The following is an 11,221-nucleotide window of genomic DNA, read 5'->3' on the forward strand; positions in this document are numbered from 1 at the left end:
GCTTTTACGATTTCTTCTCGGAGACGGCCTTGTAGACCTGATCGAGCAGGGTAGAGAGCGCCGTATAACCACTGCTGACGATATAGGCGGCCTGCGGGTCGAGATAAACGATCTGTTTTTTCTTCCAGGCATTGGTCTGGTGCACCAGTTCGTTGTCCAGCACCTGTGCGGCCGCCTTGCCGGGGTCGGTCGCACGGCCGATACCGGCGTCGCGGTCGATCACGAACAGCCATTCGGGATTGACCTCGGCCAGATATTCGAAGGAGACGACATCGCCGCGGTCAAAACGGTCGTCGATGTCGGCCGCAACCGGCTTGAAGCCGATTTCGGTGTGCAGCCAGCCGGTGCGCGAACTCGGGCCGTAAACGCCGACCTTGCCGGCATTGGTGACGAGGATCATCGCCGTGCCGGAATTGGGCGCGATCTCCTTCAGCTTCGCCACTTTTTCATCAATGGCGGCATCGAGCTTCTTGGCTTCTTCCTGCTTGCCGAAGATATCGCCGAGCTTGGTGATGTTGGCTTTCACGCTGCCGATGAATTCCTTGGAATCCACCGACATGTCGATAGCGGGCGTGATCTTCGCAACGTCCGGGTATTTCGCCCGCGAACGGCCGCCGACAATGACGAGATCGGCCTCGGCCGCATTGATCGCCTCATAATCGGGCTCAAACAGCGTGCCGACCTTCAGATATTTTCCGTCGGCATATTTCTGCAGATAGACAGGCAGGTTGGAGCCGACGACACCTGTTGGCTCAACCCCAAGCGCATCGAGATTGTCGAGCGAGGGAATATCGAGAACCAGAACTTTCTCCGGGGCCGCTTTCAGCACGGTCTCGCCCTGGGCGTGCTTGATCGTCATGTCTTCGGCATTTGCCGTCATCGCGCTGAGGCTGAAGGCCGCTGCCGCCAGCAGCCGAACGGGGAAGGTGAAGTTGATGGCCACTTATATGTCCCTTGCAATATAGTTCTGAACCGTGAGGAAGATTTTTCCGCAGGGTTAACTTGATGTTCGCTGTCAGCTTTATTGGCAAGGTCGGCGGAAATCAAAATTATGTTTTAGAATGGTTCTGAATTGCCGTGAGCGGGAAATGTGTGAGCGGGAGAGATGGGTTGCGATCTCTGCGGACGTCATTACCCGGGCTGTGTCCGCACACCTCAATCCGGCGGCCAGTCGCCGACGATTGCGCGCCTTTCCAGTTTCAGCGACCGGTCCGGTTGCACGCGGTAGGTTTCGATCGCCAGCCGCCCGTCGCCCATCACGAATTCATTGCTGAGCGTACTGCCGATGGGGGACTTGGTCAGTTTGGTGTGCGGCTGTCCGCCATAGGTGATGCTGCCGGGAATGGGCTCGACATCAGGGGCGGTGGTGCAGCCGGCAAGCGCCAGAACCATCGTAATCGCGATCGTGCGCATGTCTTTCTCCTGCGGTTGGCGCAAGTCTATCATGGCTGTGCATGCATCACACATCCCTTTGGCGTGAATAAAAAGCCCCGCATCCGAAGATACGGGGCCAGTTACTTTGGAGGCTCGTTGGTTCTCAGTCCTCGTTGGCGGCAAGCTGCGTCAGCACGTCGCCACGGCCGCGGATACGCATGATGAGCGGGATGATGAAGGCTGCTGCCGCCACGATGAAGAGGCCAATGGCGATCGGCGAGGTGAACAGCACCGTCGGGTCGCCTTGGCCGATGGCGAGCGCGCGGCGCAGCTGCTGTTCGGCGAGCGGACCGAGGATGAGGCCGACGACCGCAGGCGCAATCGGATAACCGAAGATGCGCATAATGTAACCGAGGATGCCGAAGGCGAGCAGCATGCCGAGTTCGAAGACCGATGGGTTGGCGCCGATGGTGCCGAGCGTCGCAAACAGCAGGATGCCGGCGTAAAGCCATGGCTTCGGGATGGTCAGCAGCTTCACCCAGAGACCGACGAGCGGCAGGTTCAGAACCAGCAGCATCAGGTTGGCGATGAACAGGCTGGCGATCAGGCCCCAGACGAGCTGCGGATTGGTGGCGAACAGCAGCGGACCGGGCTGCAGGCCATATTGCTGGAAGCCGGCGAGCATGATGGCGGCGGTTGCCGTGGTCGGCAGGCCGAGCGTCAAAAGCGGCACCAGCGTACCGGCGGCGGAGGCATTGTTGGCGGCTTCCGGACCGGCCACGCCTTCGATGGCGCCTTCACCGAATTCTTCCGGATATTTGGTCAGCTTCTTTTCGGTGGCATAGGAGAGGAAAGTGCCGATTTCGGCACCGCCCGCCGGCATGGCGCCGATGGGGAAGCCGATCAGCGTGCCGCGCAGCCAGGCTTTCCAGGAACGCGCCCAGTCCTGCGCGCTCATCCAGACCGAGCCCTTGACGGCCTCGACCTTGTCGGGGCCGCTCTGACCCTGCGCCACGATGAACAGTGTTTCGCCGATGGCGAACATCGCAACCGCAAGCGTCGTCACTTCCACGCCGTCGAGCAGGTCGGGAATGCCAAAGCTCATGCGGGTCTGGCCGGTCAGCTGGTCGATGCCGACGATGGCAAGGGCAAAGCCGATGAATAGCGAGGTGAGGCCGCGTAGCGCCGAATCTCCGAAAGCGGAGGAAACGGTGACGAAGGCGAGCACCATCAGTGCAAAATATTCACGCGGGCCGAAAACCAGCGCCAACTTGACGATATAGGGCGCGATAAAGGCGAGCGCGATGGTGGCGATGAGGCCGGCGACGAAGGAACCGATGGCGGCGGTGGCCAGCGCCGGACCGCCTCTGCCCTTGCGGGCCATCTTGTTGCCTTCGAGCGCGGTCACGATCGAGGCGCTCTCGCCCGGTGTGTTGAGCAGGATCGAGGTGGTCGAGCCGCCATACATGCCGCCGTAATAGATGCCGGCGAACATGATGAGCGAACCGGCGGGATCGAGCCTATAGGTAACGGGCAGAAGCAGCGCCACGGTCAGCGCAGGGCCGATGCCGGGCAGAACGCCGACGGCGGTGCCGAGCGTGACGCCGATCAGCGCATAGAGCAGGTTCATGGGTTGGGCGGCAACCTCAAGACCGTGCAGCAGGAATTCAAAGGTACTCATGGGCAGATGTCCCCCAAGTCGAGCAAATGAGCGGGCGGAACGGCTGGCTTTTGCGTCATTGCGCGCCGGCTGTTCCCGTGATCTCGAATTTTGGTCGGAATGGCTGTCAGAAGAACAGCCGTTCCAGAGGCCCGGCAGGCAGCGAAAGCTGCAGCAGCCGCGCGAAGATGAACCAGATGAAGAAGCTGAGCGCGATGCCGATGGGGATCGAATACCAGAGCTTGCGTTTGCCGAAGGCACGCGCCGTAAAGGCAAAAAGCAGGCCGGTGGCAATGGAGAACCCCGCGACGTTGAGCAACAACATCTGCGCGGCAAGGCCGGCGACGACCCAGATAACCGGGGCGATTTCCTGTTTGTCGCGTGCGGGAAAATCACCGCGCCAGGCCTCGATGGCTGTCCACAGCGCCAGGCCGACAAGACAGAAACCGATGGCGTAAGGCACCGTCGCCGGGCCGACCGGCGAATAACCGGTGACGCTGGCGAGACGGGCGCTGTCCCAGAAGATCACGCAGGCGATGATGACGAGGAAAACGGCGATCGCCAGCGCCGCCCAGTCAGGGCGGCGCTTTTGATGCTGCGAAGGGTTGGAACCCTGACTCATTTTACCAGTCCGATGTCTTTGAGAATGGTTTCGGTGGCGGCGGTATCCTTGGCGAGCTGTTCCTTGAAGGCGTCACCGGCAAGATAGGTGTCCATCCAGCCCTTGGTCTTCAGGGTTTCCTGCCATTTTTCGGATTTTGCCAGTTTCTCGATGTCGGCATTCACCGCCTTTTCCTGATCGGCGGAAAGGCCGGCAGGAGCCGCCACCATGCGCCAGTTCTGCACGACCACGTCGAGGCCGCTTTCCTTCAGCGTCGGCGCGTCCACGCCTTCCAGACGGTTTTCGCTGGTGACCGCGAGCAGACGCAGCGTGCCGGCCTTGATCTGGCCTTCGAATTCGCCGTAGCCGGAAACGCCGGCCGTCACCTGCGAGCCGAGGATCGAAGCAAGCGCTTCGCCGCCGCCGGAATAGGCGATGTAGTTGATCTTGGTCGGATCGACGCCCGCCGCCTTGGCGATCAGGCCGACGGCGATATGGTCGGTGCCGCCGGCGGAGCCGCCGCCCCAGGACACGCTGCCGGGGTCCTTCTTGAGCTGGTCGACGAGGTCGCCAATGGTCTTCAGCGGCGAGGACGCCGGAACGACGATGGCTTCATATTCGCCGGTCAGACGGGCGATCGGCGTTACTTCCTTGAGGGTGACGGGCGCGTTGTTGGTGAGAATAGCGCCGACCATCACGTAACCGCCGACGATGAGGGCGTTAGGGTTGCCCTTCTGCTGGCTGGCGAACTGCGCGAGACCGATGGTACCGCCGGCGCCCGGTACGTTCTGCACCTGCACGCTCTTGGAAATGCCTTCTTCCTGCAGCACGGTCTGCATGGAGCGCGCGGTCTGGTCCCAGCCGCCGCCGGGGTTGGCCGGCGCGATGATGGTGTAATCCGCTGCCGCCGCCGGAAGGGCGATCACGCCCGCCAGAAATGTGCCGATAAGAAAATGCTTCACTTGAAAACCCTCCTCAGGATGCCCTTTTGGGCGTCGTTTTTCGTTTATGCGGGGGGCTTTTTAGACACGCGTGCGCCAGCGCTGAATGCTCAGCGTGGTGACCTGGCAACCGTCCTGAATTTCCTCCCGCATCCTCTTCCGCCTCCACGGAATGAAGAAGGATTGCAGAGCATCACAAAAAGCTGTCATCTAACTGACGCTACGCAAGTCCTTGCGCATTTACTCTCTATTAATTTGTATCGGACGTCTACTGTGGCGTGTGGGATGGCTTTGCTTTGTGCTTTCGATGCTTGTTCCGGGGAACAGGGATGAAGGAGAGTTACGGCGCCCGCATTGGTTTGCGGGAGCAAACCTACTGCGACCGCAAGGCCTCGTTCCAGCGCTCGATCAGGCGGCTGCGCTTAACCTGATCCAGATAGACCATCAGGCCGGGGCTGACGGGCACGGGGCGCAATTGTGCGCCGTGGATGGCCTGCATGGTGTTGGCGGTGTTTTCGCCCGCCACTTCCGGGCTGACGGCGGGGATCTGCAACTGCCGGGCCATGATCGTCTGGCCTTCCTTCGACATGAAGAATTCCAGATAACGGCGACCGAGCGCCGGGTTGGCGGCGGCTTCCGGCACGAGCCCGATGCGCGACATGACCACGGTATAGTCTTTCGGCAGCATGATGCCGACATCCGGGTGGCGCGAGGCCCAGTCCGCTGCATAGGAGCCGAGAATGTTGTAACCCATCACGAAGCGACCGTCCGAGACACGCTCCAGAATGGCGGACGAGGTGGAATAGACTTTTACGCCCGCCGCGCCCATGGCCTTGATGACGCTCCAGATATCGCCGAACTGCTCTTGGTCGCGCGACATGAACAGGAAGCCAACGCCCGAGCGCTCGATGTCGTAGGTGGCGATGCGGCCATGCACCTCTTTGGCGTGGCCTTCCAGATAATCGACGAATTCCGCGCGGGTTGCAGGCGGTTTTTCGGTGGTGAAGCTCGGCTTGTGATAAACGAAAACCGCCGGCTCGAAGGTCAGCGCATAGGCGGTGTTGCGCCAGTTGGCCCAGGCGGGCCAGCGGGCGCTCATGGCCAGATCCGAGCGCTGGGCGTAACCGTCATTGCTGAGCTTCACCTGCAGGTCCATGGCAGAAGAAAAAGCGAAATCGGCGGTTTTTTTACCGGCGTCGGTTTCCTTGACGATGCGATCATAGATTTCGCCGGTCAGCATATCCTCATAATGGACGGCAATATCCGGATTGGCCTTCTGGAAACCCTCGATCATCGGCGTCGCCAGCGGCTCGTCCAGCGAGGAATAGACGACCAGCGTTTCGGCATCCGCCTTGCCAGACGGCGCCGGAAAGATGGCGACCTGGGCAAGTGCCGGCGAGGCCATGCAAAGACAGAGGCAGAGAGGAAGGCGGATACGCATGAAAAGATCATGCCGCAGGCGGTGGCCATTCACAAGCGCTAAGGGTCTGGTTAAACTCGGCAATGCTGTGGGAGGAAGATTTGCGCATTTTGCTGGTCGAGGACAATCAGGTGCTGTCGGAAGGGTTGTCGGCGCTTCTGCGCGGCAGCGGCTATGCCGTGGATGTGGTATCCGACGGCGCTTCCGCCGATGCGGCGATTGCGGCGGAAAGTTTCGATCTGGTCATTCTCGATCTCAACCTGCCGGAAATGGACGGCATCGAGGTGCTGCGCTCCATGCGTTCGCGCCAGGACAAGGCGGCGGTGCTGATCCTGACGGCGCGCGGCACGCCGGAAGAAAAGGTCAAGGGGCTCGATCTCGGCGCTGACGACTACATGATCAAGCCCTTCGATATCACCGAATTCGAGGCGCGGGTACGGGTGCTGCTGCGCCGCAACGCCGGGCTGCGTTCCTCGGCGCTAAGTTTCGGCAAGGTGCTGTTCGATCTCAATTCCCGCACCTTTTCGGCCGATGGGCGCCCGCTCGATATTCCGGCGCGCGAGGTGGCGCTGCTCGAAGTGCTGTTCATGCGGGCCGGCAAGGTCGTCGCCAAGGAGGCCATCGTGCAGTCGCTGACCGGCTTCGACGACGATATTTCCGCCAATGCCATCGAGCAATATGTCAGTCGCCTGCGCAAGCGGCTCGCCCCCCACGGGCTGACGGTGAAGACGGCACGCGGTATCGGTTATTATCTCGAAAAGCTGCCGGAGATGGCTGAATGAGACAGGCCGGCTATTCGCTCAGGCGGCGACTTTTAGGCTGGCTTCTCATTTCCACCGCCATCATCGGTTGCGTCGCGCTGACCGATACATGGCGGGAGGCGATCAACACCGCCAATGTCGTTTCCGACCGCGTGCTTTCCGGTTCCGCACTTGCCATCGCCGAGCGGGTGGTGGTGGCCGAGGACGGTTCGCTGGAAGTGGACATTCCCTATGTCGCGCTGGAAATGCTGACATCGGCCGCGCAGGACCGGGTGTTTTACCGTGTCGACGGGCCGAACGGGCAATTCCTCACCGGTTACCAGAACCTGCCGACGGTGGAGAACAAAAATGGCGATACGCCCGCCTATCGTGATGCGGTGTTCCGCGACGAGCCGATCCGCGTCGCCGCCATCCGCCGTTTCGCTTCCACCGGCATCAATTCCGTGCCCTTTTCCGTAACGGTTGCCGAAACCACCATTGCCCGCAGCCAGCTGGCGCAGGCGATCATCCTGCGATCTGCACTGCGCCTGCTGCTGATGATCGTGGGGGCGGCGATCATTGTCTGGATCGCGGTGACGATTTCGCTCCGGCCGCTTTACCGGCTGAGCGAAGCCATTGCCGAGCGCAGCCCGAACGATCTGCACCCCATCCGTCAATCCGTGCCGGTGGAGGTGGAAAATCTGGTGGAAACGGTCAATTCCTTCATGGTGCGGCTGCAATCGGCGCTTGACGCGCTCCGGCATTTCACCGGCAATGCCAGCCACCAGCTGCGCACGCCGCTTGCCATCATCAGCACCCAGCTGGCTCTTTCCGCCCGCGCCGCCAGTCTTGAAGAAGCGCAGGCCGCGGCACGGAAGGGCGGGGCATCGGTGGCCCATGCCGAACATATCCTCGCCCAGCTGCTGCGCATGGCCAATATCGACGCCGCGGGCTCCAGCGAAAAACATGATTTTTCAGCGATCGATCTCGCGGCTGTGGCGCAGAACGTGACGGCCGATTTCGTGCCGCGCGCCGCAGAGGCGGGTATCGATCTCGGTTTCGAAGGCGAAGGCGAGGCGACAATTCTGGCTGAGCCGCTGCTCATCGGTGAACTGATTGGCAATCTTGTGTCCAATGCCATCAATTATGCCGGGCGCGGCGCGGAAGTTACCGTGCGCGTTGGCGGGCAAGCGGGCGCCGTCTGGCTGGAAGTGGAAGATAACGGCCCCGGCATCCCACCCGAAAAGCGCGCCATGGTGCGCCAGCGTTTTGCACGCGGCGAAGCCAACGCCGCCCCCGGCGCCGGTCTCGGCCTCGCCATCATCGAGGAGATTGCCGGGCTGTTCGGCGGGCGGCTGACGCTAGAGGATGGCACGGACGGGCGTGGGCTGAGGGCGCGGGTGGTGTTTGGTGGTCCGGAAAGAGCGGCGTAGCAGGGCGGCTTGTCAGGCAGCCGTTATCACCCCATCCGCTCGGAAGCATAACTTCCCGGGCTCGGCGGGAAGACGACCGTGCGGTTGCCGTTGATGAAGGTGCGGTGGTGGATATGGGCGTGGATGGCGCGGGCCAGCACCTGGCTTTCGACATCGCGACCAAGCGAGACATAATCGTCGGCCGATTGCGCATGGGTGATGCGCACCGTGTCCTGCTCGATGATCGGGCCTTCGTCCAGATCGGCGGTGACGTAGTGCGCCGTTGCGCCGATCAGCTTCACGCCACGCTCATAGGCCTGCTTGTAGGGGTTCGCACCCTTGAAGCTCGGCAGGAAGGAGTGGTGGATGTTGATGATTTTGCCAGACATCTTCCGGCACAGGTCATCCGAGAGCACCTGCATGTAACGCGCCAATACCACCAGTTCGGTTCCGCTGGTCTCGATCAGCTCCATCAGCTGCGCTTCGGCCTTTGGTTTATTCTCCTTCGTCACCTTGATGTGGTGGAAGGGAATGTCGTGGTTGACGACGACCTTCTGATAATCGAAGTGGTTGGAGACGACGCCGACGATATCGATTGGCAGCGCGCCGATCTTCCAGCGGTAGAGCAGGTCGTTGAGGCAATGGCCGAAACGCGACACCATCAGCATCGCTTTCATGCGCTGGCCGTCCGGGTAGATATCCGCCTCCATGCCGAACTTTTTCGCCACCGGCTGAAAGCCTTCGGTAATGGCCTCGAGCGAGGCGCCCTCTTCGGAGATGAAGGAGACGCGCATGAAGAACTTGCCGGTCTCGAGGTCGTCGAACTGCGAACTATCGACGATGTTGCAGCCTTTTTCCGCCAGATAACCGGAAATCGCGGCCACAATGCCACGGGTCGATTTGCAGGCTACGGTCAGAACATAGGATGTCATTCGTTTTCCCTCACAGACTTGGCGTCGGCATCAGCCAGCGCAGTTCGGCGCGTTCCATAGCGCAGCTCTGCGGCGGTGCAAAGCGTCAAGACGAACGCAGCCAAAGTCATAGGGCGGGAAAGGGCGGCGCGCCGTGCCGGAAGCGACATGGAATGTTCCATGGCCAGCACAGTTGGGCCAGCACAGTTTGGGCCAGCACGGCGACGCAGGGTGTTTCGGCAGGTTGCCGGCCTCAGGCGCGGCGCAGACGCATCGCCGTGCGGCCGCGGCGGTCGAGCAGCTCCAGCGTACCGCGACGCGGCTCAAGCCTGAAGGAGCGGGCCTCTTCCAGGGCTTCAATGAACTGTCGTTCCTGGCGCATGATGTCCGGCGCGCAGGCCATCTGGGTGGAAATCATCCGGCCGAAATCGACACGGTTGCGGCGGATCTTCACCTCGCCGCCGATGCCGTTGCAGCCGGCATTGCCCGAAACGCGACCCTCGCGGGTAATTTCCAGCGTCGCCTGACGGCGGCCGCGAACCCGTTCGCCGCGGATGTCCTGCACCAGCCAGCGCCCGTCGATGCCGGCTTCCGGCTCGGGTCTGCCGGGACCAGCGCCCACACGCTCCAGCACGAGGTCGGTATCGTCGCGGCCGCCGGTCAGCACGGAGTAACGCTGCGTGGTGGTGAAGAGCAGCCGGTCGCGGTCACGGATTTCGGCGCTCAGCGCATAGGAGCGGCGGCCACGGATGTCGCGGTCATCGTAACGCAGCACAAAGGGCACCGGCACCTGACCGCGCGGGCGGACTGTGATTTCGGTAATCGTCTGCGACGGCGCATCCGCCAGCGAAACGTCGATCAGGCGCACGGTGACGGTTGCGCCCGGCGGCAGGGCGATGCGCTCGCGATAGGAAACGCTGCCGCGCAGGCTTGCCGGTGCGGCAGCCGCGCCGCCCGCTGCAAAAAGCGGCACAAGCGCAACAAGCCCGGCAAAACTGCGGCGCGAAAGAAGAGGTTGGCGGTCGGTCATGGTGCTTGCTCCGTGCTGGTGCCGATCAAATTTCAGCGGATGATAGAAAACGGCACTGAACGGGCGATGAACCGTCGATATTTCAGTCGTGTGCAGAGGCCGAGATCAGCGCGGATGGTGGCGGGCGCGATTGTGAGAGTTGTGTCCGCGCGTCCCCATTGCCCTCATTCCTGCGACAAGCACGGGAATGAGGATGGGAGAGGCCGGGCAGCCTCTCCTCCCAGGGTATCAGCCGCGGAAACCGTCCCGCAGCGCTTCGAACCTCGCCAGCTGCTCCGGGCGCAACTCCTTCTTCTCGTCGCGGCGGACGAAAATCTTGAACATGGCGCTGCCGGCGGCGTTCATGAACCAGACGGAACAGGAGCGGCGGCCGTGGAAGCCGCGATCGACGAAGGTGATGCCGGCGCAATTGTCCTTCTTGATGTGACCGCCTATGGGGCTGTCCCCATGGATGTTGAACCAGCCATGGCTTTCCGTGCCTTCCGGCAGGTGGCCGGGCACTTCCAGCACGATATCGCCGGTCTGCACGATCATCAGGACTTCTCCCCAGCCGCGCATCTCGTTCCAGATTGCGTCGAACTGGTCGGCGGCAGCGGAAACGGCCGCACCCTCAGGCAGAATCGCCAGAATTTCGGCAGGCGTCACTTCTGCCTTGGCGGCAATGGCCTCCACGACGCCGTCAGGCTTTTCGGCAAGCGCAGCGGCGGCGCGGGCCCGCCTGTCGTCGTCGATCTTTTGGGCTGCAATGCTCATCGGGCGGTCTCAGGCCGCAATCGAACGGCGTTCGCCATTCTTGTCTTCATGGATGATGACGTCGAAACCTTCGAAATGCGGGCCGGAAAGATATTCCACCTTGCCGCGGTTTTCGCCGGCCTTGGCGTGGGCGGCGCGGAACTGTTCGGATTTCGTCCAGGCAAGGAAGTCGTCCTTGGTGGCCCAGACGGTGTGCGAGGCATAAAGCGTGTGGTCGTCCGCCTTCGGGCCTTTCAGCATGTGAAATTCGATATAGCCCGGCAGTTCGCTCAGGTGCGATTTGCGCTCGCGCCAGATGGATTCGAAGGTTTCCTCATAGCCCGGCACCACGCGAAAGCGGTTCATTGCGATAAACATGAAAGTCTCCCTTTAAGTTTCC

Annotated in this window: 12 protein-coding genes; 2 read left to right on the forward strand and 10 right to left on the reverse strand. The window is 61.8% G+C overall.

The features are described from left to right. Window positions 1–4: 4 nt before the first annotated feature. The 6 genes from AGR1_RS00885 to AGR1_RS00910 form a co-directional block, all read right to left on the reverse strand. On the reverse strand, window positions 5–943 hold the full coding sequence (locus AGR1_RS00885) for a siderophore ABC transporter substrate-binding protein (RefSeq protein WP_149145931.1): 939 nt from the start codon (window positions 941–943) through the stop codon (window positions 5–7). 212 nt (window positions 944–1,155) lie between these two features. Next, entirely contained in the window at window positions 1,156–1,413 is a 258-nt protein-coding gene (locus tag AGR1_RS00890) for a hypothetical protein (protein WP_149145932.1), read from the reverse strand. Window positions 1,414–1,537: 124 nt separating this feature from the next. Beyond that, on the reverse strand, window positions 1,538–3,055 hold the full coding sequence (locus tag AGR1_RS00895) for a tripartite tricarboxylate transporter permease (RefSeq protein ID WP_080789855.1): 1,518 nt from the start codon (window positions 3,053–3,055) through the stop codon (window positions 1,538–1,540). A 106-nt stretch (window positions 3,056–3,161) separates the two neighbouring features. Beyond that, window positions 3,162–3,656 carry a tripartite tricarboxylate transporter TctB family protein gene (locus AGR1_RS00900; protein WP_077981388.1) on the reverse strand — a complete coding sequence of 165 codons (495 nt, stop codon included), beginning with the start codon at window positions 3,654–3,656 and terminating at the stop codon, window positions 3,162–3,164. Then, on the reverse strand, window positions 3,653–4,597 hold the full coding sequence (locus tag AGR1_RS00905; RefSeq protein ID WP_149145933.1) for a tripartite tricarboxylate transporter substrate binding protein: 945 nt from the start codon (window positions 4,595–4,597) through the stop codon (window positions 3,653–3,655). The genes AGR1_RS00900 and AGR1_RS00905 overlap by 4 nt, the downstream gene beginning before the upstream one ends. 352 nt (window positions 4,598–4,949) lie before the next feature. Further along, window positions 4,950–6,017 (reverse strand): ABC transporter substrate-binding protein, encoded by a 1,068-nt coding sequence (locus tag AGR1_RS00910; protein WP_080792690.1) that lies wholly within the window; start codon window positions 6,015–6,017, stop codon window positions 4,950–4,952. Between the two features lie 80 nt (window positions 6,018–6,097). Between AGR1_RS00910 and AGR1_RS00915 the strand changes: the two genes are divergently transcribed. Further along, window positions 6,098–6,778, forward strand: a complete 681-nt coding sequence (locus tag AGR1_RS00915) for a response regulator transcription factor (RefSeq protein ID WP_003491888.1) — start codon at window positions 6,098–6,100, stop codon at window positions 6,776–6,778. Continuing rightward, entirely contained in the window at window positions 6,775–8,169 is a 1,395-nt protein-coding gene (locus tag AGR1_RS00920; RefSeq protein WP_149145934.1) for a sensor histidine kinase, read from the forward strand. The genes AGR1_RS00915 and AGR1_RS00920 overlap by 4 nt, the downstream gene beginning before the upstream one ends. A gap of 26 nt (window positions 8,170–8,195) precedes the next feature. Here the strand turns inward: AGR1_RS00920 and purU are convergent, their stop codons facing one another. The 4 genes from purU to AGR1_RS00945 form a co-directional block, all read right to left on the reverse strand. Continuing rightward, a complete protein-coding gene (purU, locus tag AGR1_RS00925) occupies window positions 8,196–9,080 on the reverse strand; it encodes a formyltetrahydrofolate deformylase (protein WP_080789859.1) in 885 nt (294 codons plus the stop codon). 232 nt (window positions 9,081–9,312) lie between these two features. Further along, a complete protein-coding gene (locus AGR1_RS00935) occupies window positions 9,313–10,089 on the reverse strand; it encodes a YbaY family lipoprotein (RefSeq protein WP_149145935.1) in 777 nt (258 codons plus the stop codon). Between the two features lie 228 nt (window positions 10,090–10,317). Continuing rightward, window positions 10,318–10,842 (reverse strand): heme utilization cystosolic carrier protein HutX, encoded by a 525-nt coding sequence (gene hutX, locus AGR1_RS00940; protein ID WP_149145936.1) that lies wholly within the window; start codon window positions 10,840–10,842, stop codon window positions 10,318–10,320. A gap of 9 nt (window positions 10,843–10,851) precedes the next feature. Continuing rightward, on the reverse strand, window positions 10,852–11,199 hold the full coding sequence (locus tag AGR1_RS00945) for an antibiotic biosynthesis monooxygenase (protein WP_003522597.1): 348 nt from the start codon (window positions 11,197–11,199) through the stop codon (window positions 10,852–10,854). Window positions 11,200–11,221 lie beyond the last annotated feature (22 nt).

Origin of the sequence: Agrobacterium sp. B1(2019) (assembly GCF_008274755.1) — a bacterium.
Taxonomy (GTDB): domain Bacteria; phylum Pseudomonadota; class Alphaproteobacteria; order Rhizobiales; family Rhizobiaceae; genus Agrobacterium; species Agrobacterium salinitolerans.

Excerpts from the sequence above, each read along its gene's own strand:
- AGR1_RS00890 (WP_149145932.1), bottom strand. The coding sequence starts at position 1,413 with ATGCGCACGATCGCGATTACGATGGTTCTGGCGCTTGCCGGCTGCACC.
- AGR1_RS00895 (WP_080789855.1), bottom strand. The coding sequence starts at position 3,055 with ATGAGTACCTTTGAATTCCTGCTGCACGGTCTTGAGGTTGCCGCCCAA.
- AGR1_RS00900 (WP_077981388.1), bottom strand. The coding sequence starts at position 3,656 with ATGAGTCAGGGTTCCAACCCTTCGCAGCATCAAAAGCGCCGCCCTGAC.
- AGR1_RS00910 (WP_080792690.1), bottom strand. The coding sequence starts at position 6,017 with ATGCGTATCCGCCTTCCTCTCTGCCTCTGTCTTTGCATGGCCTCGCCG.
- AGR1_RS00920 (WP_149145934.1), top strand. The coding sequence starts at position 6,775 with ATGAGACAGGCCGGCTATTCGCTCAGGCGGCGACTTTTAGGCTGGCTT.
- purU (WP_080789859.1), bottom strand. The coding sequence starts at position 9,080 with ATGACATCCTATGTTCTGACCGTAGCCTGCAAATCGACCCGTGGCATT.
- AGR1_RS00935 (WP_149145935.1), bottom strand. The coding sequence starts at position 10,089 with ATGACCGACCGCCAACCTCTTCTTTCGCGCCGCAGTTTTGCCGGGCTT.
- hutX (WP_149145936.1), bottom strand. The coding sequence starts at position 10,842 with ATGAGCATTGCAGCCCAAAAGATCGACGACGACAGGCGGGCCCGCGCC.
- AGR1_RS00945 (WP_003522597.1), bottom strand. The coding sequence starts at position 11,199 with ATGTTTATCGCAATGAACCGCTTTCGCGTGGTGCCGGGCTATGAGGAA.